This is a genomic window from Staphylococcus equorum (genome assembly GCF_029531845.1).
In the GTDB taxonomy this organism is placed as follows: Bacteria; Bacillota; Bacilli; order Staphylococcales; family Staphylococcaceae; genus Staphylococcus; species Staphylococcus equorum_C.
Genome location: NZ_JAMBPV010000003.1, coordinates 289,339 through 312,000 on the forward strand (window position 1 = coordinate 289,339; position 22,662 = coordinate 312,000).

The following is a 22,662-nucleotide window of genomic DNA, read 5'->3' on the forward strand; positions in this document are numbered from 1 at the left end:
CAATTATTCAGCGCTTTCTTCTTTTCCTTCTTTTTCTTCTCCAATTGCTTTAACCGCATAAGCGAAATTGCGTACTGGAGCTTGTAATACTGATAAAAGCATAGAAACAAGACCGTCGTGTGATGGTAATGTACCAACAGTGTTAACTTGTTCTGCTGAGATAACATTGCCTTCCATAACACCTGTTTTAACTTCTAATGCTTTATGTTCTTTAGCGAATCCCGCGATAACTTTCGCTGGAGCAACTACATCTTCAGTTGAAGTTGCGATTGCTGTAGGACCTACTAAGAATTCATTTAACCCGTCAATTCCAGCTTGTTCAGCTGCACGACGAACCATAGTGTTTTTGTAAACTTTATACTCAACACCAGCTTCACGTAATTGCGAACGTAATTCAGTTACTTCAGCAACGCTTAGACCACGATAGTCAACGATAACTGTAGATACTGAGTTTTTAAGTTGTTCTGCAATGATATCAACTTGTTGTTGTTTTGCATCGATGATAGCAGACATTTAGACACCTCCATAGATTTAGTTTGGTGCTTTTAATCTTGAGACGCTGTTTTATTAAACATTCTCAATAAAAAAAGCACTTTCTACCCGTGGCAAAAAGTGCTTGAAAGATCTAAAATCTTCACGTTCAAGTCAATTTTAGCCTCGGCAGGATATAATTTTAAGTTATCACTAACTCCTACTGTCTTAGGTAAAATAATACATTAACCAATATAACTGGTTTAATGTGTTATGTCAATATTTATTTAAGGTCGAAAGCATTACTTTCAACCTTAAAATATTTTATATTAAAAATTAAAGTTTAAAGCCTGATGTGTCAACTTTAACTCCAGGACCCATTGTTGTTGTTACAGCAACAGATTTGAAGTAAGTACCTTTAGCTGATGCAGGTTTTAATTTAGTTAAAACGTCTTGTAAAGTTCTGAAGTTTTCAACTAATTTTTCAGTATCAAATGATGTTTTACCAATTGATGCATGAACGATACCTGATTTTTCAGCACGGTATTCAACTTTACCAGCTTTGATTTCTTCAACTGCTTTAGTAACATCCATAGTTACTGTTCCAGTTTTAGGGTTTGGCATTAAACCTTTAGGTCCTAATACGCGACCAAGTTTACCAACTTCGCCCATCATGTCTGGTGTAGCTACTACTACGTCGAAGTCAAACCAACCTTGTTGGATTTTTTCTACGTATTCACCTTCACCAACGAAATCAGCACCTGCTGCTTCTGCTTCAGCTGCTTTTTCGCCTTTTGCGAATACTAATACACTTTGTGATTTACCAGTACCGTTTGGAAGCACTACTGCTCCACGGATTTGTTGATCGTTTTTACGTGTATCAATACCTAAACGGAATGCTACTTCAACTGATGCGTCAAAGTTAGCAATGTTTGTTTCTTTAGCTAATGCAATCGCTTCTTCAACACTGTAGTGTTTTTCACGATCGATTTTGCTAGCTACTTCTTGATATCTTTTGCTTTTTTTAGCCATTTCATGTTCCTCCTTCAGTGGTTTTAGCGGAATTCCCTCCCACATTTACTTGTTTTCACAAGTTAAGAGCAGATAACAGAGAGGTTTAATTGTATTTTATCGTTGGAATGAACTTCCTTAATAAATGACATTTATTCCTCATATTACGACAATATTGAATGCTGTCATCATGTTTGTCTTTTCTGTCATCTGCTTCTATCGTCAATCTATGTTTTCATTACTAATTTTAATTATTGAACTGTAATACCCATACTACGAGCAGTACCTTCGATAATACGCATAGCTGCTTCTTCGTCTGCAGCGTTTAAATCTTGCATTTTTTGGCTTGCAATTTCACGTACTTGATCTTTAGTTACTGTTGCTACTTTGTTTTTATTAGGTTCGCCTGAACCTTTTTCAACGCCAGCAGCTTTTTTAAGTAGTACTGGAGCCGGTGGTGTTTTTGTAATAAATGTAAATGAACGATCTTCATAAACACTGATTTCTACCGGTATGATTAAACCTACGTCTTCTTGTGTACGTGCGTTGAATTCCTTACAGAATCCCATAATATTCACACCTGCTTGACCTAATGCCGGACCAACTGGTGGTGCTGGATTTGCTTTACCTGCAGGAATTTGTAATTTAACTACTTTTTCTACTTTTTTAGCCACGATGTGCACCTCCTTGATATCGTGATGTGGTCACAGGACTCAGTTTTGTCCTCCCACTCTTCTACATTTCGTGACGAAATGAACGCTCTATGAGCGCGACCACAGTATTATACCATTAACCCAATCTATAAAGCAATGGTAAAGTGTAACTTTTTTAAACAATATCTTATCACTTTAGTGATTAGATATTGTTATGCATGAGCTTTAGCTCAGGTAATCCTTTTACTAGACCTTATCAATTTCATTGATTAGGTCTTCTTATGCATTAGCTTTAGCTAATGTAATCCGCAAAACATTTATCACTTTAGTGATTAGATATTGTTATGCATGTAAAGTGACTCTTCTCGCTTTAGCAAGATTAGTATCACTTATGCAAGTGTTCTTGCATTTGTATACAATTACAGTTTTTCAACTTGATCAAATTCTACTTCTACTGGTGTTTCTCGACCAAACATGTCTACGAGAACAGTAAGTTTGAATTTATCAGCCTCAATTTCTTGAACTTCGCCAACTTGGTTAGCAAACGGACCTGATTTAACTCTTACTTGTTCACCTAAATCCAATTGAACATCAATTGTTTTTTCTTTCATGCCCATTTGTTTAAGTATGAAACGTGCTTCATCTGGGAGTAATGGATTAGGTTTAGACCCAGAACCAGCTGAACCAACAAATCCTGTTACGCCAGGTGTATTTCTCACGATATACCATGATTCATCAGTCATCACTAATTCAACTAATACATAACCAGGGAATGTTTTTTTAGTTAATGTTTTGGCTTTACCATCTTTAACTTGTGTTTCTTCCTCTTCTGGTATAACAACCCTGAATATTTTTTCTGTCATATTCATAGATTCAACACGTTTTTCTAAATTCTTTTTAACTTTATTCTCATAACCAGAATAAGTATGCACAGCATACCAACGCTTTGCGTCAACTTCTTCAGACATGTCGTCACTCCTAACTATTTAATTAACTCTATAATTCTACCAATTCCTAAGTCTAAGGCATAGAAGAACACTAAGAAAAATACTACTGTAGCTACAACAATGACTGTGTATTTAAATAATTCTTCTTTCGTTGGCCAACTTGTCTTTTCCATTTCTGACTTTACGCCTTGGAAGAAATTTTCTTTTTTAGCCATTAACAAGACCTCCGTATTATTTCGTTATTCCTTATTTGCTTATTCCATACAACAAATCAAGCAAATACAATACTCTCAACTTAATTGGAAAGATATATTCACTCAACTGATTACTTAATATGTCGTCTTATTATTTTGATTCCTTGTGCATCGTATGCGCATTACATCTCGGACAATGTTTTTTTAATGTCATTCTAGATGTAAGGTTACTTTGTTTTGGAACATTATAATTTCTATTGCCACAGACTTCACAATTCAGTGGTACTTTTTTCATTAGACTTCACCTTACTCATTATAATACCAATCTACTATACAGAACTTCTGAGTCAATTGTCAATTGTCAGCAATCCATTCAAATATGCTATTTTCGTGATACTAGCTCGAGATACAGCTTGGTTTCAATACATATTTTTTATTTATCTAAACAACGTCTTATCTTTATTTTACAACGATGTATAGCATTGTAAACTACTTTGATGTTTAAATTTAAAATTTGTGCTATTTCCTGTGGTTTATAGTCTATTAAAATGTAGCTTATAATTTGTTGCTCTAAATCAGTTAGCCTTTTCAAGTATTGTTTTAATTGCGAAGATACTTCTCGTGCAATGATGTACCTGTCTACGGGTTTTTCAGATTTAGAATTATTATAAGCAACTATAAATTCATTCACAAGCATTTCTTGACGGTGTTGCGTATACATTTTTTTGCGAATATAATCGTTTTTCACATTTTTTATGACGCAATTGACATAATGTTCTAAGGGTGTAGCTTCTGTAAAATCAAAACGACTTAACGCACCATACAATTTTAAAATTACTTCTTGGCACAAATCTTCTTTGTCACTCGGATGAACTGAAAAATGATTTAATCTTTTGTTAATCAATGGCGTGATTTCATCAATAATTTGTCCTACATCAATTTCATTTTGTAATCGATTCTTGAAATAGGTTGTACATTCTTTGTTGTGAATTCTATCAATCATGTCTGTTATCCTTTCCTTAAAGTAAGCATAGGATACAGAGTTTGCTATAAAAAAATCAAGGGTACAAAATCGTTATTTATGATTATCTCCGCGTCTTAATTTTTCAAATTCTTTAAGAATCTCATGAGAAAGCTCGATTCGTGTTCGCGGCTTTTGTTCGTTGAAGCCATCAAGTTCTTTAGATACAGATACTTCGTTCTCTCTTAAATCTCTCCACATCTCTCTTGAAGAAACACGATAGGCGCCCGCACCGAATATTGCATGTTGTTCACTCATATCACTTGTAACAACGGTAATGTGCCTTGTATGTTTCTCATATAAATCATAGACGTAACGTTCTATATAACTATCTGCCGTCTCTTTTTCTTTGGTAAATATCGTTTTAACCCCGTGGTACATATATTCTGAAGGCGGGCCGGATTGTTCGTAAGCATCAAAGACGCAGACCACTTCATCAGCTATTACAGCATTGTAATTCGCTATAGCTGTTAATAATTGATCGCGTGCTTCCTCGAGATTATCTTTTGCTATACGACTTAAGTCCTGCGATTGTCCTATCATATTATAACCATCAATGATTAAGTAACGATCCTTCATCTCTTATCTCCAATCTGATGACGTTTACGGTAAACCTCATACATCATCAGACTTGCTGCTACCGACGCATTTAAACTATTTACATGACCGACCATAGGGATATTGATGTAAAAGTCACATTTATCTTTAACTAAACGGCTCATACCTTGTCCTTCACTTCCGATTACAATCGCTAAAGGCATAGCTGCATCCATTTCTCTATAATCCGTCGAATTTTCCGCTTCAGTACCAACAATCCAATAGCCATTGTCTTTTAAAGTTTCAATCGTATTAGCTAAGTTCGTCACACGGATAACAGGTATATGCTCTATCGCACCTGTAGATGCTTTAGCTACCGTTTGTGTTAGCGCAACTGAACGTCTCTTAGGAATGATAACTGCATCCACACCTGAGGCATCAGCCGTTCTTAAAATCGACCCTAAATTATGCGGGTCTTCTAAACCATCTAGTATAAGTACTGTAGATAATTTGTCTTGTGCCTTTTGCGTAACCAAAAATTCGTCGAAATCTGCATATTCATATGGTGCAATATATGCTGCAATCCCTTGATGAGGTGACTCTGACAACCCGTCTATTTTAGATTTTGGCACTGTTTGTACAATGATTTTTTGACTATTTGCCTTTTTTAAAATTTCATTTATTTGACCTTTTTTGATAGTATCTTGAATTAAAATTTTATTAATTGTATGTCCTGAGACAATCGCTTCTTTTACTGCATGGCGACCGACTATAACTATCTCTTCCACAGTACCACTACCTTTCGTCTACATTTTTTACGATACATTCTAACAATGATGTTAAACGTTCACATTCTTTTTCCAAGTATAAAAAACCAATGATGGCTTCTAATCCTGAACTTTTGCGATACGTTTGTATATCTGTATTCTTCGCTTTTGTATAACTTTTAGCATTTCTACCGCGACGAACAATATCTTGTTCACTTTCAGTAAACCAATTGTTTTCCATTAAAAATTCAAGTGTCTCTGCCTGACTCTTAGCAGACACATAGCGTTTTGCTTCTTGGTGTAATCGATTGGGTTTAGCTTTCAATTTCAACACTATATATTCTCTTACGTGTTGATCCAAAACAGCATCGCCCATATATGCCAACGTCAAAGGATTCAATAATTTGTTATCCATATTAGCCACGCTTAAATCTCACACCTTGCGCTGTATCTTCTAAAATAATATTTTGTGCTTTTAAGTCATCACGAATTTCATCTGCACGCGCAAAGTCTTTATTTTGTCTCGCCTTGTTTCTTTCTTCTATAAGCGCTTCAACTTGTTCATCTAAAAGCATGTCGCTCTCTTTACTTTTAAGTGGCACACCTAGCACATCGCTGAAAATTTTATATACTTCTTTAAAACGTTCGATCACTGCTGTAGAAGTTGTGTTTTCTAAGATGTATTTATTAGCTAGTTTGGCTAAATCATACCAAGCAGTAATTGCATTAGCTGTATTAAAATCATCATTCATTACTGCTTCAAATTGTTTTAAAATATCATCAATTGCTTCTATATATGCAGATTGGTCTTCAATATTTGTCGCGATAGCTTCACGTTCTTCAATGGCTTGATAACTATTACGCACACGCTCTAAGCCACTCTTAGCTGCTTCAACAAGTTCTACATTATAATTAATTGGGCTTCTATAATGTACACTAATCATGAAGAAACGTAATACATCAGGGTCAATTTGTTTTATAATATCGTGAACGAGTACGAAATTACCTAACGATTTACTCATTTTTTCATTATCAATATTGATAAATCCATTGTGCATCCAATAGTTAGCAAAAGGCGCATGGTTATGTGCTTCTGATTGTGCAATTTCATTCTCATGATGAGGGAATTGTAAATCTGTGCCACCTGCGTGAATATCAATTGTTGCGCCTAGTTCATGATATGCCATTACAGAACATTCAATGTGCCAACCTGGTCTACCTTTACCAAATGGGCTATCCCAGCTTATTTCTTCCGGTTTCGCTTGTTTCCATAATGTGAAATCCAGGGCGTCTTCTTTTTGTTCACCTTGTTCTATTCGAGCGCCTACTTTCAAATCATTCAATGATTGATGACTTAATTTACCATAGTCTTCAAATTTACGTGTTCTAAAGTATACGTCGCCGCCACTTTCATAAGCATTGCCTTGATCTACAAGTTCTTTAATAAACTTAATAATATCATCCATATGGTTCATGACACGTGGATTAGACGTTGCTTTTTTAACGTTTAGCGCACCTACATCTTCGTAAAAGGCGTCGATATAACGATCTGCTATCGTTTCTACAGATTCGCCTAATTCTTTAGAACGCTTAATTAACTTATCGTCAACGTCAGTAAAATTCGACACATATACGACTTCATATCCTTGATATTCGAAATATCTTCTTACCACATCGTAATTAATTGCAGGTCTTGCATTACCAATGTGTATATAATTATATACAGTTGGTCCACAAACATACATTTTAACCTTACCTGGTTCAATAGGCTCAAACGTCTCTTTCTGACGTGTTAGCGTATTATATAATGTAATCATCTTGTATCTCTCCATTTCTTGTTTTCTCAAGTTGCTTTTCTAATTCTTTTAATTGTTCATAAACAGGATCTGGTAAGTTACGGTGATCGAACGTTTTACCAATACGTCTACCATCTTGCTTAACGATATGACCTGGTATACCTACGACTGTTGAATAACTTGGCACAGAATTTAACACAACTGAGTTTGCTCCTATGTTTACATTTGAATCAATTTTAATATCACCTAATACTTTGGCACCTGCAGCAATTAATACATTATCACCTATATCAGGGTGACGTTTACCTCGTTCTTTACCAGTACCGCCTAATGTAACACCTTGATAAATCGTGACATTATTACCTATATTACATGTCTCTCCAATAACAACACCCATGCCGTGGTCAATAAACAGACGTTTGCCTATTTTAGCACCTGGATGTATTTCAATTCCTGTGAAAAAACGCGCAACTTGCGAAATCAATCTTGCTAATATATATTTCTTCTTTTTATATAATGCATGCGCAATCAAATGGCTCCACACCGCATGTATACCTGCATAAGAAGTGACAACTTCCAATGTAGTACGTGCAGCTGGATCTTGTTCAAACACCATGTTTACATCGTCTTTTATTCTTTTCAATATCTTAAACAAGGTTGCTACCTCCTTATTAAAAAAAGCACCTCTAACTGACTTGTTAGAGGTGCTTTGCACGGTTCCACTCTTATTTTTAAGTATAAGTTGATTATATTAACCCTAAATCCGGTTTAATAATATCAAAGCAACTTATTTTCACTCATTAAAGTTTATTTAGTTCATTAACACAAAGGTGCATTCAGTAATTTCAGTGGTGTGCTCACAGCAGCCGCACACTCTCTTTACACGTTTCATCACTTACTAATCCTCTGGCTATTTCAATTTTAATAATAGGTGGTTCGATGTAATTTTTCAAGTATTTTCACCTTAAAACAATATCATCGCACACAACCTGCTTTATTAAACGTATTTTTTCAAACGTAGTAACACTTTTTCTTTACCTAATACTTCAATCGTATTTGGTAATTCCGGTCCATGCATTTGACCCGTTACAGCAACACGTATTGGCATGAATAATTGTTTACCTTTAATACCAGTTTCTTTTTGAACTTCTTTGATTGTTTTTTTAATTTCTGCCGCTTCAAATGGTTCAAGTGCTTCTAGTTTTCCATATAAGTGGTCCATTAGTTCTGGTACTTGTTCACCACCGATAATTTCTTGTTCATCGTCACCTAAAATTTGTTCGTCACGGAAGAATAGCTCAGATAAAGGAACGATTTCTCCAGCGTAACTCATTTCTTTTTGATAAAGTGCAACCAATTTACGACCCCATTCCAAATCTGCTTCGTTTGGATCTTCAGGAAGTAATTCTGCTTTGATAAGGTGTGGTAAAGCTAATTCGAATACTGTTTCAGTATCTTTTTGCTTCATATATTGATTATTAACCCATGCTAATTTGTGCTTGTCGAAAAATGCAGGTGATTTAGATAAACGTTTTTCATCGAAGATTTTAATGAATTCTTCTTTAGAATAAACTTCTTCTTCGCCTTCTGGTGACCAGCCTAGCAATGTAATAAAGTTAAATAACGCTTCTGGTAAATAACCTAAATCACGATATTGTTCGATGAATTGTAGGATTTGTCCGTCACGTTTACTTAATTTTTTACGATCTTCATTGACGATAAGTGACATATGCGCAAATCTAGGCGCTTCCCAACCAAATGTTTCATAAATCATTAATTGTTTTGGTGTATTAGAAATATGATCATCGCCACGAATAACATCTGAAATTTCCATATAGTGATCATCAATAGCTACTGCAAAATTGTACGTAGGTACACCATCTTTTTTAACAATAACCCAATCACCCATATTATCTGAATCAAATGAAATTTCACCTTTAACCATATCTTCAAAAGTGAACGTTGTGTCTTTAGGCACACGGAAACGAATGGCAGGTTGGCGACCTTCTGATTCGAATTGTTGACGTTCTTCTTCAGTTAAGTGTGCATGTTTCCCACCATAACGTGGCATTTCTCCACGTTTAATTTGTTGTTCACGTTCAGCTTCAAGTTCCTCTTCAGTCATATAACATTTATACGCCTTATCTTCATCTAATAATTGTTGAATAAGTGGATTATAAATTTCGCCACGTTCTGATTGGCGATAAGGACCATAACCTTTATCTTTATCGACAGATTCGTCCCAATCGATGCCTAACCATTTTAAATTATTAAATTGTGAAGATTCTCCATCAGTTAGATTACGTTTACTGTCTGTATCTTCTATACGAATTACAAAATCTCCATCATAATGTTTAGCAAATAAATAGTTGAATAATGCAGTTCTTGCATTACCGATATGCAAATAACCTGTTGGACTTGGGGCATACCTAACTCTTACACGATCACTCATTATGTTCACTCCCGTTTTTAATATTAATTAGTAATGTTTTTTGTTGCGTTTTATGTTTTCTCAATTATTATAGTCACACATAAACACATCAAATAAGCTGAACGTATATCAACTTAACTTTATGTCGTTAACAATAATAATGACGCTCAACCATTAATAAGTTTGTTATTCATACGCTTATTAATAATACCATAGCTTATAATTTTTAAAAGTATCACTATCCAAAAAACTGTGTGATTTCACACATATACTGCACAGTTGCAATTCCTTTTATAGTAATACAATTTCGCTATCTATTGTAGCACTTTAAGGCTTAATATGAAATCACTGTGCTTATATTCAAAGTTAGCAGTCCCTAAATTTTATAAAAATAATATTCAAATATCAAAAAAAGGTTTCATGTGAAACTGTAACAATTTTAGCTACATTTCCATATAAAACCCTTAGTATTTACTTAATTAATCTTTTTCGCAAAAATAATTCTTCCTGATGATGTTTGTAATAAACTGATTACTTCTAAATCAATATATTCACCAATATGTTTTTTAGCATTATCTACAACGACCATAGTTCCATCATCTAAATAACCGACTGCTTGACCTGATTCTTTACCCATTTTAGTAAGTAATAAGTTAAAACGGTCACCCTGATGTACTGAAGGTTTAATCGCTTCGGATAAATCATTAACGTTTAAGGCCTGTATGCCTTGTACATGGCATACTTTATTGAGGTTAAAATCTGTGGTGATAATATGCGCTCTATAGTGTTGCGCTAACTTGATTAACATTGCATCAATATCACTATGAGACTTCGTCGGATGAATAATGCGCGTAGGATGATCAGTATCATATAACGAATTCAAAATATCTAATCCTCGTTGGCCTTTTTCACGTTTCACACTGTCGTTTGCGTCAGCAACAACTTGTAACTCATTTATGACACCTTGAGGTATGAGTATTTCACCATCAATAAAACCACACTCTATAATATCTAAAATGCGACCATCTATTATTGCACTTGTATCAATGATTTTGGGCACTGCGTTACGTGCATTGATAGACATTGAGCGTGCCATATTTTCCGGGAAGAACAATAACATTTCATCACGTTTGCGTAAGCCAAATTGAAAACCGAAATAACCTAAAATGATTGTAACAATGATTGGCACAAAATGATTCAACACATTATTACCTATAATTTGAAAAATAAATGATATCATAACAGAAATAACTAAACCTATCATCAGTCCAATTGTAGCAAACAAAATTTCTACAGCACTTTGACGCATTATGGTTTGCTCTAATTCTTTCAGCGTTAACGTTGCTTTTTTAATAAACCAACCAAAAATTAAAAAGAAAATAACAATACCAAGCAGGCCATTAAAATAATTATTAGTTAATAACATATAATCACTTAATCCAGTATCCGCAGCAATTTCCGGAATAAGATATACGCCTAAACTAGCGCCTAAAATAACATAACACAAAATAACAATGATTCTTATCATGTTCAAGTTCTAACCCCCTTTCTTTAAAAACTCTTTCATATTAAATGTTTTTTTTTATCTGTATGTTTTTTGAATTTAATTTAATGTTTGGTTAAAGCATATTTCAAGGCTTCGTGAACACTTTTCACACCAATAACCTTAATTTCACTAGGGAATTTCCATCCACCTATATTTGATTCTGGGATAATAATACGCTTAAATCCAAGTTTCTCTGCTTCCTGCACACGTTGTTCTATTCGAGATACACGTCTCACTTCTCCAGTCAGTCCAACTTCTCCTATAAAGCAATCTAAACCATCTACTGTTAGATCTTTAAAACTTGAAGCTGTTGCCACAATGATACCTAAATCAACAGCAGGTTCCGTTAACCTTACACCACCCGCAACTTTAATATATGCATCTTGTTGTTGCAGTAAATAATTTTCTTTTTTCTCCAACACTGCCATCAACAGACTCAAGCGGTTATGATCAATACCTGTTGCCATCCGTCTAGGGTTATTAAAAGTAGTAGGTGTAACAAGTGCTTGAACTTCTATGAGCAAGGGTCTTGTGCCTTCCATTGTAGAGACGATAGTCGAGCCGGGCACATTTGTCGAACGTTCTTCTAAAAACATCTCAGATGGATTTTTAACACCTTTCAATCCGCTTTGTTTCATTTCAAAAATGCCCATTTCATTTGTAGAACCAAAACGGTTTTTCACCGCTCTTAATATACGATATGCATGGTGTTCATCACCTTCGAAATAAAGTACTGTATCTACCATGTGTTCTAATAAACGTGGACCGGCAATTTGTCCTTCTTTCGTCACATGTCCCACGATAAATGTTGCAATATTCATTTGTTTAGCGATATTCATTAAGCTTTGTGTACTTTCTCTTACTTGAGACACTGAGCCAGGGGCTGAACTGATTTCTGGATGAAATATCGTTTGGATTGAGTCAACTACAAGTAAATCCGGTTTTAATTGTTTTACTGTCTCATGGATGACTTCTAAATCCGTTTCTGCAAATACATTGAGTTCGCTTGAATCTTCATCCAATCTCTCAGCTCTTAGCTTAGTTTGGTTTAATGATTCTTCACCTGTTATGTATAAGACATTATGCGACTGTGATAACGCTGCACATATTTGTAATAGTAATGTAGATTTCCCTATACCAGGATCCCCACCAATCAATACGAGAGAACCATTGACGATACCGCCACCGAGCACACGATTAAATTCGTCTGACTTGGTTTTAACACGTGGTGTCGTTTCTTGTTTTATTTCGTTTAACTTCTGTACTTTCGAAACATTGTCACGATCACGACTGCGCACTCCGTGTTTTGGACTTGCTGCCTTTTGCTCAACAATTTCTTCCATTTGGTTCCAGCCACCGCAATTTGGGCATTTACCCATCCATTTTGCGGACTGATAACCACATGCCATACATTCAAACACAATTTTCTTCTTGGCCACAACTGCACCTCCATCTTTCATTGAACAAATCTATTTTATACCTCTACTTGTTTAAAAACAAATTTTAATCTTATTTAAATTACTGCACTCTTTATGATTGGTTTTTTCAATGGCATTTAATCATACCCTACTCTAACTTTAGTTACATAAGAGCTGTTTTTATAAAATACCATGCATAGATATATACTACCAACAATATTATATATTTGTTGAAGGAAAATCATCTCCAAATTTTTTAAGCACTCCATAAAATTTCTACTATTAAACAGAAAGCACCTCTCAAAGGCGAACTAACACATTTGAGAGGCGCTTTAATCTATAAAAACTCACTTTTAGTGATTAAATTTATGATTCTGTTGTTTCTTTATTTTTCTTTTTTTCTTTTCTATCTTGAATATTATATTTGAATTCTTTTCCATCATGATCAATTTCGACTTTTTTACCTTCTATTTGGTTACCGTCTAAAATTAACTCACTTAAATTATCTTCTACTGTTTTTTGAATTGCACGAATTAATGGTCTAGCACCATACTCTGGGTCATAGCCTTCTTCAGCAATTTTTTCTTTTGCCGCCTCTGTAACTTCAATATTGATGTCTTGTTCAGATAGACGATCTGTTAGTTTGTTAATCATCATTGTTACAATTTCTTTCAATTCTTCTTTAGAAAGTTTGTGGAATACAATAATGTCATCAACACGGTTTAAGAATTCTGGGCGGAAAGCATTTTTCAATTCTTTCATCATTGTTTTACGAATTGTTTCGTAATCTTGACCTTCTGCTGCACCGCCGAAACCTGCGAATCGTTGATCTTGTAATTCTTGAGCACCAACGTTTGATGTCATGATAATTACTGTATTACGGAAATCTACACGACGTCCTTTTGTATCAGTAAGATGTCCATCATCAAGCACTTGTAATAAGATGTTAAATACATCTGGATGTGCTTTTTCAATTTCATCAAATAAGATAACTGAATAAGGTTTACGTCTTACTTTTTCAGTCAATTGCCCACCATCATCATGTCCTACATAACCTGGAGGAGCACCAACTAAACGACTGACCGCATGTTTCTCCATAAATTCACTCATATCCACACGGATCATTGCGTCATCTTCACCAAACATAGACTCTGCTAAAGCACGAGCTAATTCAGTCTTACCTACACCTGTAGGGCCTAAGAAGATAAAGCTACCGATAGGACGTTTAGGATCTTTCAATCCAGCTCTCGCACGTCTAACTGCTTTACTTATAGATGTTACAGCAGCTTTTTGTCCAATGACTCTATTATGAAGTGTATCTTCTAAGTTTAATAGACGATCTGATTCAGTTTCATTAATTTTCGTTAATGGAATACCAGTCCAACCAGCGATAACTTCTCCAATGTCTTCTTCTGATAAAGAAGTATTGTCGCCATTTTGTGCATTCTTCCAGTTATTATTAGCTTCTTCGTATTGTTTTTCTAATTTCGTTTGTTTATCACGAAGATTTGCTGCATTTTCGAATTCTTGTGAATGTACCGCAGCATCTTTTTCATTTTTAACTTGCTCAATTTCTTGTTCTAATTCTTTCAAGTTCGGTGGTGTTGTATGACTTCTAAGTCTAACTTTAGAACTTGCTTCGTCAATTAAGTCGATTGCTTTGTCAGGTAAGAAACGATCCGAAATATAACGGTGACTTAAAGTAGCAGCTGAAATTACCGCTTCATCTGAAATATTGATACGATGATGTGCTTCATAGCGATCACGTAATCCTTTTAAGATTTCAATAGTATCTTCAACTGTTGGCTCATCAACTTGAACTGGTTGGAAACGACGTTCAAGTGCTGCATCTTTTTCAATGTTTTTACGGTATTCATCTAATGTCGTTGCACCAATACATTGTAGTTCTCCTCGTGCAAGTGCTGGTTTCAAGATGTTTGATGCGTCAATAGCACCTTCAGCTCCACCTGCGCCAACTAATGTGTGTAATTCATCGATGAATAGTACAACGTCACCCGCTTGATGAATTTCTTCCATTACTTTTTTCAAACGCTCTTCAAATTCGCCTCGATACTTCGTTCCAGCTACAACTGTTCCCATATCAAGTGACATTACGCGTTTGCCTTTAAGTGTCTCAGGCACTTCATTTTTAATAATTGCTTGGGCTAGGCCTTCTGCAATTGCAGTTTTACCAACACCTGGCTCACCAATCAATACTGGGTTATTTTTAGTACGACGACTTAAAACTTCAATTACTCTTGTAATTTCTTTGTCTCTACCAATAACTGGATCTAGTGTGCCGTCTTTTGCAATAACTGTTAAGTCACGTGCAAGGCTATCTAAAGTTGGTGTGTTATTAGATTTATTAGCTTGCGCATTTTTGTTACTTAACTCTGGACTACCTAATGCTTTAACAACTTGTGCACGTGCTTTAGTTATATTTAAGTCTAAGTTCGCAAATACACGTGCTGCTACACCTTCATTTTCTCTAATTAAACCAAGTAAAATGTGTTCTGTTCCCACAAAATTATGGTGTAATTTTCTCGCTTCATCCATTGATAATTCAATGACTTTTTTCGCACGAGGCGTATAGTGTAAAGCGCCCATTTGTTCTTGACCATGGCCAATTAATTTTTCTACTTCTTCTACTACTTTTTCTTCAGTAATTTCAAATGATTCTAATACTTTGGCTGCGATACCTTCAGGCTCTTTCATCAAACCTAAAAGTAAGTGTTCTGTTCCAATATTTGAATGATTTAAGCGAATTGCTTCTTCTTGAGCATGTGCTAATACACGCTGTGCACGTTCTGTCAGTCTACCAAATAGCATAGCATGACCTCCTAATTTATATGTTCTCTTAATATATCTGCTCTTTTTTCATTTACTACTCTGTCATCTTCATCATCTAATAAGAATGGTGATTGTATTGCTACCATTAATTCATTAAATTTGAAGTTTTCTAGTTCAATATAGCCTAAATCAATACCGAGTTTCACTTCACTTAATCTCAGTGATGCTTCCTCCATAGATATCAGTCTACTATATTTTAATATTCCTAACGAACGATATACTCGGTCTAATGTTTCAATGTGATTGTGACGGTTCATACGTTCGCGAATTTGTAATTCTTCGTTAATGATTTGTTGTACAACTTCAGTTAAACTTTCAATGATTTCTTCTTCTGTTTTTCCCAAAGTTAGTTGATTTGAAATTTGATAAATATGACCATAAACTTGTGAACCTTCACCAAATATTCCTCTTATAGTAAAACCAAATCTGTTAATCGTTTGAGCGATGCGATTCATACGCTTCATAATTGTTAAACCCGGTAAATGTAGCATCACACTCGCACGCATGCCCGTACCAATGTTTGTCGGACAAGTTGTTAAATAACCTAATGTTTCATCAAAACTTACATCCAACTCACTATCAAGCGTATCATCTATAGTGGAAGCATTCTCGTACAATGTTTGCAGTGACAAATCATTTCCCATAGCTTGAATTCGAATATGATCCTCTTCATTCACCATAATACTCAATGATTCATCACTATTTAGTAACACGGCTGATGCAGGTTGTCTGATTAATTCAGGACTTATGAGATGTTTCGCAACGAGTTTATATTTGCTTTGCTGATCCATAGTATCTAAGCGCTGCATAAACAAGTTAGGAAGCGCATCCTGTACCTCATTTATTACTCTATAGCCATCCTGCTCTGACGGAAACATTAATGGATGGACATGATTTTCTAAGTTTCTAGCCAATCGGATTCTTGAAGACATCACAACAGGGCTTTCTTCTTTATCGCGCATCCACTCACTCATGTATGCACTGATATTATTTTCACTCATCCTGTTTCACCTCGCCATCGTCTTTCAATGCTTTAATTTCATCCCGAACAACTGCAGCTTCTTCAAAATTCTGATCTTCAATAAGCTGATTTAAATATGAATTTTTTTCTTCAATTTGTTTTTTAAGCGCTAATTTTCTATGGGAAGATCGAGGTGTTTTCCCTGTATGTTCTATTTGACCACCTTGCACACGACGCACGATGTCGACAATGTCATCTTTAAAAGCTGCATAGCAGTTTGCACAACCAAATTTACCAACATGTGCAATATCTTTTAACGTCATATGACAAGTAGGACATCTTTTTTCTTCTTTAAAAGCAATTTCATCAAAATCAATACCATGTTTAGCTGCTAAGTGTTGTAAAATTTGTTTTACAACAAATGCACCTTCAATATCATCTTGGGATTGTAACTGCTGATTTTGTGTCCAAGGGTTTCCACCCTGAGCACATGTCGAACAAACCCATTTTTCATTGACACCGTCTTGTCCTTTTACTGCTAATTTAACTTCTGCTTCGTTTAAATGACAATTTTCGCATAGCACGACTAAACACCTCGCTTTAGTAATAATTTATTACAGGTAATAATCGTTTAATAATATTAGCCCGTATAATATCTCTCGATAATACATCCATTTTTAGTGTTTCTCTATCAATGACAGCATAAATCATCTTAGCTTCACGTTCATTGATATATTTTTTATCTAATAAACCATCTATAATGTAATACGCTTGTTGCTGAGAAATTGATGGTCCTATTAATTGAAGTAAGTGATTAATGTAACCTGTTTCGTCTTTATTTTCAATTTTGGTGATTCGAATGTACCCACCGCCACCTCTTTTACTTTCAATCTCATAACCATGTTCATTTGTAAAACGTGTTTTGATTACATAATTCAGTTGAGAAGGCACACAGTCAAAGCGCTGTGCAATATTTGCACGTTGAAGTTCTACAACGTCTTTATTGGTGTCTTCAAATAATTTCTTAATGTACTGTTCTATGATGTCAGACATATTGTGCATGATTATCACCTCTTTTGACCTTCTTTGACTATATTATATGACCAACTTTGACCTTTTTCAACCAATATGATTAAAAAATATTAGTTTATGGATGTAAGTGCTATCACTTTTATTGTATTATAGGTATTAAGAAAAAATTAAAAGGGATGAAAAATATGCATATTATTATCGGTTTAATTGGGATTGCAGTATTTATTGGGTTAGCCTTTCTTTTCAGCTCCGACAGAAAAAATGTTCGATGGCAATATGTTGGGTTATTACTTGTAATACAACTTATCATGGCATTTATTTTGTTAAAAACACAATTTGGGATTACAGTCATTGGCGGCATTTCAGTCGGCTTTAATTACTTATTAGCACAAGCAGCAGAAGGTGTGAATTTTGTATTTGGTGGATTTCAATACATAGATCCAGAAAATCCTCCATTCTTCTTTAACGTATTATTACCAATTGTTTTCATATCAGCATTAATTGGTATCTTACAATATACACGTATTTTACCTGTAATCATTAATGTCTTAGGTTTAGTTATTTCTAAAATTAATGGTATGGGGCGTTTAGAATCATATAATGCTGTTGCAGCAGCAATTTTGGGACAATCAGAAGTATTTATTTCATTGAAAAAAGAACTTGCTCATATTCCAAGACAACGTCTGTATACATTAACTGCTTCAGCAATGTCTACTGTGTCTGCATCTATTATCGGTGCATACTTTGCGTTAATTGAACCTCGTTTTGTTGTTACAGCAGTTGTATTAAACCTCTTCGGTGGTTTCATTATTGCTTCTATCATCAACCCATATAAAGTTGATGCAAAAGAAGATAAATTAATTGTTGAAAAAAGTGAAACAAGCAAACAATCCTTCTTCGAAATGTTAGGGGAATATATTTTAGATGGGTTTAAAGTAGCAGTCATTGTAGGGGCAATGTTAATTGGTTACATCGCTATCATCGCTTTACTTAATGGTGTAGTTAGTGCGATTTTCACTGGTATTTCAGGTGGTAGTATCACTTGGGACTTCCAAACACTTATCGGTTTCATCTTTGCACCATTCGCATTCTTAGTTGGTGTGCCATGGAATGAAGCAGTACAAGCTGGTTCTATTATGGCAACGAAATTATTATCAAATGAATTTGTTGCAATGCAAAGTCTAAGTGAAGTTAAAAACATGAGTGAACACGCTAAAGGTGTTATCTCAGTATTCGTAGTGTCATTCGCAAACTTTAGCTCTATCGGTATTATCTCTGGCGCAATCAAATCGCTTAACAACGAAAAAGGAGATATGGTAGCACGTTTTGGTCTAAAATTATTATTCGGTGCTACATTAGTGTCATTTATTTCTGCAGCTATTGCAGGATTCTTTATTTAAATTTTAATATTCAAAAGAGCGACAAGGCGTATTGGGGACCTTGTCGCTCTTTTTTATACTTTTTCAGTTAAGGATGGTTTAACTATTGATTCTATGAAATACTGTGTGACTCTGTAGTCATCTGTTAATTCAGGATGAAATGAAACACCTAAATAACATCCTTGTTGGACAGCTACAATTTTATCACCAACAGTGCTAAGCACACTAGCTTCGCCATGCACACTTTCTATATGAGGTGCTCTAATAAATACACCCTCAATATCTTTGGCAATTTCTTTCACATCTAATTCACTTTCAAAGCTATCAACTTGTCGGCCAAAGGAATTTCTTTGAACTGTGATGTTCAATTTATCTAAATAACCTTCTTCACCAACAATGTTCGTTGCTAAGATAATTAAACCAGCACACGTACCAAACATAGGTAATGTAGATTGTTGCAAAGCATCTTTGAATCCATAAAGATTCATTAAGCGACGTAACGTAGTAGATTCTCCGCCTGGTATGATTAATCCATCAATGTCATTCAACTGTTCAACACGTTTAACTGCTACACCTTCATGACCACTTAGTACAATATGACGTATATGTTCTCTCACAGCGCCTTGTAAGGCTAAAACACCAATCTTCATATTACCATCCACGCTCTTGCATACGCTCTTCTAATGACAACTCATTGATATCTAGCCCTTTCATTGCTGTGCCTAATTCTTTAGCTAGACGTCCAATTAGTTCGTAGTCTTGATAATGTGTAGTTGCTTGTACAATTGCTTTAGCAAATTTTTCTGGGTCTTCTGATTTAAAAATACCAGATCCAACAAATACTCCATCAGCACCTAATTCCATCATTAACGCAGCATCTTGAGGTGTTGCTACCCCGCCAGCTGCAAAATTAACTACTGGTAATTTACCATTTTCTTTAATAGATTTTAAAATTTCGTATGGTGCACCAATATTTTTAGCCTCAGTCATAATTTCATCGTCATGCATAACTGTTAAACGATTCACTTCTGAATTGACCTGACGCATATGTCTTACTGCTTCTACGATATTCCCAGTACCTGGCTCACCTTTAGTACGTAACATAGCAGCACCTTCACCAATGCGGCGTGCGGCTTCACCTAAATTACGGCAACCACATACAAATGGTACAGTGAATGTATCTTTGCGTAAATGAAACTCTTCATCAGCTGGTGTTAGTACTTCAGATTCATCGATATAATCAACACCCATAGATTCTAATACACGAGCTTCAGTTATATGACCAATACGGCCTTTAGCCATAACTGGGATAGAGACAGCATTCATAACTTCTTCTACTATTTTAGGATTAGCCATACGTGCCACGCCACCTGCAGCTCTAATATCAGAAGGCACACGTTCTAATGCCATTACTGCGACAGCGCCTGCATCCTCAGCTATCTTAGCTTGTTCCGCATTTACGACGTCCATAATGACGCCACCTTTTTGCATTTCAGCCATTCCTCTTTTAACTCTTTCAGATCCAATTACTTTAGACATATTTATTTAACCCCTTTGCTTAGTTGATTAAATTCATTTTAAAAGATAAACTGGTATTTAAAAAGGGACAATTCTTAATTAATTAAAGGGGTCAGTTATAATGACAAAAGAACATTTATACATCAACCTGTACGAGAACCTAAAAAAACAAATCATTGAAGGTCAATATAAATCAGGAGATAAGTTTCCTTCTAAACGAGCGTTAGGACAACATCTCTCTGTGAGCAACACAACAATCGAACATGCTTACCAAATTCTATCTGATGAGGGTTACATATATGCCAAACCTCGATCAGGCTATTTTGTATCTGACGTTGAAACTTTACCAATTATTGCTAGAGATAGAGATCTACACGCATCAAACACATATCACGAAGAAAATAACGACAATCAGGCTCAACAAACATATGAGTTTGCCTTTAATTTATCAGAAATCGATGCTGAATATTTTCCCATGCAACAATTCAGAAAATACGCACGTGATGCTTTTGAGGATAGTCAATTAAACTTACTACAACATACCAATCCCAAAGGAGAATGGACACTACGCCAGGAAATAGCTCATTACTTATTTAACAGTAGAGGCGTAACATGTCATCCAGAACAAATTATTATTGGCTCTTCTACAGAACAACTCATTAATTTATTGACTGATATTTTGAATAAAGGACGCTTTATAATTGAAAATCCTAGCTATCCCCCGATCAAACAAGTTTTAGACAAAAAACAAATTACTTATCTTCAAGTGCCTGTAAATAATACAGGAATTGAACTAGAATATTTTGATGAATCTAATAACAACATCGCTTATGTTACACCATCTCATCAATTCCCAACCGGCTACGTAATGAATTTAAAAAAGCGTACCCAACTTATTCATTGGGCACAGCAATTTGAAAATAGATACATTATTGAAGATGATTATGATTCGGAATTCCGTTACTTTGGAAAACCTATTCCTGCATTACAAAGTTTAGATACAAAAGATAAAGTCATATATATTAGTACATTTTCAAAATCTTTATTCCCAAGTTGCAGAGTTGCTTACCTAGTATTGCCTAAAAAGCTACTGAAGTTATATAACGCACTAGAAAATAAGGAAGGCAATACAGTACCCGCACACATACAAAAAATGGTGGCAAGCTTTATGCAGTCAGGTAGTTTTGAAAGGCATTTAAATAAAATGAGAAACGTTTATAGAGACAAACTTAAATTTATATTAGATGCCCTCAAACCCTACCAAGAACAATTAGAAATTGATGGTGCATTAGCAGGCATGCACTTTACACTAACTGTAAAAAATGGTTTGACTATGAATCAATGTCTAAAAAACGCTGAAGAAAATAAATTAAAAATTATACCTTTTAGCAAATATAATAAGTCACAGCAATCTGTAAAATTCATTTTAGGTTTTGGTGGAATACCTTTTTCACAATTAGAGGAACACACCAAAGCACTAATTCGTGCTTTGACAATTTTAAAGAAGCCCTGATCTCTAAATCACTACTTTGTTACCAGCAAGATTAGTAGTACTTATAGAGCCACAGCTCTTGTAAACATTTAACACGTACCTAGTTACTTCTTTGGCACCTACTTGTAATCTCGTTGCATCTTTCACTGAGTTCGTCAGCTTCTAAATAACTACTTCTTAATTTATAAAGAACCACTTTTTCGCTTGTGAAATTAGTAGTTCTTATACAAGAGCACGAGCTCTTGTAACCCTTAAATTATATATATGTCTATCGGGGCCATTTACACTTTTTTACGCATAAAAAAAGAGACCTCTCGGTCTCGGGCTCATCGCATCCTATAATGCTGCCTGGCAACGTCCTACTCTTGCGGAACGTAAGTCGGCTACCATCGGCGCTAAGGCGCTTTAAAGCACTACTTTCTTGCCTGCAAGATTAGTAGTGCTTATGCAAGAGCAGCAGCTCTTGTAAACACTTAATATTTTCCTTACTCACTTACCGCTTGTAAGCTCGTCGCGTCTTTCGCTAATTTCGTCAGCTTCAAACGCTTTCTTAAACCAGCTATTTTTTAGAAGTTAAGCTCCTTTTACGCATAAAAAAAGAGACCTCTCGGTCTCGGGCTCATCGCATCCTATAATGC

24 protein-coding genes and 1 other annotated feature are annotated in these 22,662 nt (G+C 35.1%); of the genes, 2 read left to right on the forward strand and 22 right to left on the reverse strand.

From position 1 onward, the window contains the following. Positions 1-3 precede the first annotated feature (3 nt). From rplJ to M4L39_RS06160, 19 genes are all read right to left on the reverse strand, one after another. Positions 4-513, reverse strand: a complete 510-nt coding sequence (gene rplJ, locus M4L39_RS06070) for a 50S ribosomal protein L10 (RefSeq protein WP_057511705.1) — start codon at positions 511-513, stop codon at positions 4-6. A gap of 61 nt (positions 514-574) precedes the next feature. Continuing rightward, positions 575-722 (reverse strand) — a sequence feature (ribosomal protein L10 leader region). An 85-nt stretch (positions 723-807) separates the two neighbouring features. Beyond that, positions 808-1,503 carry a 50S ribosomal protein L1 gene (rplA, locus tag M4L39_RS06075; RefSeq protein ID WP_069817721.1) on the reverse strand — a complete coding sequence of 232 codons (696 nt, stop codon included), beginning with the start codon at positions 1,501-1,503 and terminating at the stop codon, positions 808-810. A 230-nt stretch (positions 1,504-1,733) separates the two neighbouring features. After that, a complete protein-coding gene (rplK, locus tag M4L39_RS06080; protein WP_056935249.1) occupies positions 1,734-2,156 on the reverse strand; it encodes a 50S ribosomal protein L11 in 423 nt (140 codons plus the stop codon). Between the two features lie 398 nt (positions 2,157-2,554). Continuing rightward, positions 2,555-3,103 carry a transcription termination/antitermination protein NusG gene (nusG, locus tag M4L39_RS06085; protein ID WP_002508575.1) on the reverse strand — a complete coding sequence of 183 codons (549 nt, stop codon included), beginning with the start codon at positions 3,101-3,103 and terminating at the stop codon, positions 2,555-2,557. Between the two features lie 14 nt (positions 3,104-3,117). Beyond that, on the reverse strand, positions 3,118-3,297 hold the full coding sequence (gene secE, locus M4L39_RS06090; protein ID WP_002484168.1) for a preprotein translocase subunit SecE: 180 nt from the start codon (positions 3,295-3,297) through the stop codon (positions 3,118-3,120). Between the two features lie 130 nt (positions 3,298-3,427). Then, positions 3,428-3,571 carry a 50S ribosomal protein L33 gene (gene rpmG, locus M4L39_RS06095; RefSeq protein WP_277581229.1) on the reverse strand — a complete coding sequence of 48 codons (144 nt, stop codon included), beginning with the start codon at positions 3,569-3,571 and terminating at the stop codon, positions 3,428-3,430. 138 nt (positions 3,572-3,709) lie between these two features. After that, positions 3,710-4,279, reverse strand: a complete 570-nt coding sequence (locus M4L39_RS06100) for a sigma-70 family RNA polymerase sigma factor (RefSeq protein WP_277581230.1) — start codon at positions 4,277-4,279, stop codon at positions 3,710-3,712. A 72-nt stretch (positions 4,280-4,351) separates the two neighbouring features. Further along, the gene (locus M4L39_RS06105; protein WP_277581231.1) at positions 4,352-4,876 is read right to left on the reverse strand and encodes an NYN domain-containing protein; all 525 of its coding nucleotides are present in this window, start codon (positions 4,874-4,876) and stop codon (positions 4,352-4,354) included. Further along, entirely contained in the window at positions 4,873-5,622 is a 750-nt protein-coding gene (rlmB, locus tag M4L39_RS06110; RefSeq protein WP_277581232.1) for a 23S rRNA (guanosine(2251)-2'-O)-methyltransferase RlmB, read from the reverse strand. The genes M4L39_RS06105 and rlmB overlap by 4 nt, the downstream gene beginning before the upstream one ends. 7 nt (positions 5,623-5,629) lie before the next feature. After that, positions 5,630-6,016 carry a Mini-ribonuclease 3 gene (locus M4L39_RS06115; RefSeq protein WP_277581233.1) on the reverse strand — a complete coding sequence of 129 codons (387 nt, stop codon included), beginning with the start codon at positions 6,014-6,016 and terminating at the stop codon, positions 5,630-5,632. Between the two features lies 1 nt (position 6,017). Continuing rightward, complete coding sequence (cysS, locus tag M4L39_RS06120; RefSeq protein WP_277581234.1) at positions 6,018-7,418, reverse strand: cysteine--tRNA ligase; 1,401 nt, start codon at positions 7,416-7,418, stop codon at positions 6,018-6,020. Continuing rightward, positions 7,402-8,043: a serine O-acetyltransferase gene (gene cysE / locus M4L39_RS06125; protein WP_277581255.1), complete on the reverse strand. Its 642-nt coding sequence runs from the start codon at positions 8,041-8,043 to the stop codon at positions 7,402-7,404. The genes cysS and cysE overlap by 17 nt, the downstream gene beginning before the upstream one ends. Positions 8,044-8,394: 351 nt before the next feature. Further along, positions 8,395-9,849 (reverse strand): glutamate--tRNA ligase, encoded by a 1,455-nt coding sequence (gene gltX, locus M4L39_RS06130; RefSeq protein WP_277581235.1) that lies wholly within the window; start codon positions 9,847-9,849, stop codon positions 8,395-8,397. 454 nt (positions 9,850-10,303) lie between these two features. After that, positions 10,304-11,362 (reverse strand): PIN/TRAM domain-containing protein, encoded by a 1,059-nt coding sequence (locus M4L39_RS06135; RefSeq protein WP_277581236.1) that lies wholly within the window; start codon positions 11,360-11,362, stop codon positions 10,304-10,306. 74 nt (positions 11,363-11,436) lie between these two features. Further along, positions 11,437-12,813: a DNA repair protein RadA gene (gene radA, locus M4L39_RS06140; RefSeq protein WP_277581237.1), complete on the reverse strand. Its 1,377-nt coding sequence runs from the start codon at positions 12,811-12,813 to the stop codon at positions 11,437-11,439. Between the two features lie 345 nt (positions 12,814-13,158). Next, positions 13,159-15,621 (reverse strand): ATP-dependent Clp protease ATP-binding subunit, encoded by a 2,463-nt coding sequence (locus M4L39_RS06145; protein ID WP_277581238.1) that lies wholly within the window; start codon positions 15,619-15,621, stop codon positions 13,159-13,161. An 11-nt stretch (positions 15,622-15,632) separates the two neighbouring features. Then, entirely contained in the window at positions 15,633-16,643 is a 1,011-nt protein-coding gene (locus M4L39_RS06150; RefSeq protein ID WP_277581239.1) for a protein arginine kinase, read from the reverse strand. Beyond that, positions 16,636-17,187 carry a UvrB/UvrC motif-containing protein gene (locus tag M4L39_RS06155; protein ID WP_277581240.1) on the reverse strand — a complete coding sequence of 184 codons (552 nt, stop codon included), beginning with the start codon at positions 17,185-17,187 and terminating at the stop codon, positions 16,636-16,638. Before M4L39_RS06155 ends, M4L39_RS06150 begins: the two co-directional genes overlap by 8 nt. Positions 17,188-17,203: 16 nt before the next feature. Then, positions 17,204-17,665 carry a CtsR family transcriptional regulator gene (locus M4L39_RS06160; RefSeq protein WP_002508589.1) on the reverse strand — a complete coding sequence of 154 codons (462 nt, stop codon included), beginning with the start codon at positions 17,663-17,665 and terminating at the stop codon, positions 17,204-17,206. A 155-nt stretch (positions 17,666-17,820) separates the two neighbouring features. Here M4L39_RS06160 and M4L39_RS06165 point away from each other — a divergent pair, with 155 nt between their 5' ends. Next, positions 17,821-19,035, forward strand: a complete 1,215-nt coding sequence (locus M4L39_RS06165; protein WP_277581241.1) for a NupC/NupG family nucleoside CNT transporter — start codon at positions 17,821-17,823, stop codon at positions 19,033-19,035. A 53-nt stretch (positions 19,036-19,088) separates the two neighbouring features. Here the strand turns inward: M4L39_RS06165 and pdxT are convergent, their stop codons facing one another. Both pdxT and pdxS read right to left on the reverse strand, forming a co-directional pair. Next, positions 19,089-19,664: a pyridoxal 5'-phosphate synthase glutaminase subunit PdxT gene (gene pdxT, locus M4L39_RS06170; protein ID WP_277581242.1), complete on the reverse strand. Its 576-nt coding sequence runs from the start codon at positions 19,662-19,664 to the stop codon at positions 19,089-19,091. Position 19,665: 1 nt separating this feature from the next. Beyond that, the gene (pdxS, locus tag M4L39_RS06175) at positions 19,666-20,553 is read right to left on the reverse strand and encodes a pyridoxal 5'-phosphate synthase lyase subunit PdxS (RefSeq protein WP_277581243.1); all 888 of its coding nucleotides are present in this window, start codon (positions 20,551-20,553) and stop codon (positions 19,666-19,668) included. A gap of 100 nt (positions 20,554-20,653) precedes the next feature. Here pdxS and M4L39_RS06180 point away from each other — a divergent pair, with 100 nt between their 5' ends. Then, positions 20,654-22,045 (forward strand): PLP-dependent aminotransferase family protein, encoded by a 1,392-nt coding sequence (locus tag M4L39_RS06180; RefSeq protein ID WP_277581244.1) that lies wholly within the window; start codon positions 20,654-20,656, stop codon positions 22,043-22,045. A gap of 3 nt (positions 22,046-22,048) precedes the next feature. Here M4L39_RS06180 and M4L39_RS06185 read toward each other — a convergent pair whose 3' ends face one another. Then, complete coding sequence (locus tag M4L39_RS06185) at positions 22,049-22,171, reverse strand: hypothetical protein (RefSeq protein ID WP_277581245.1); 123 nt, start codon at positions 22,169-22,171, stop codon at positions 22,049-22,051. Positions 22,172-22,662: the final 491 nt, after the last annotated feature.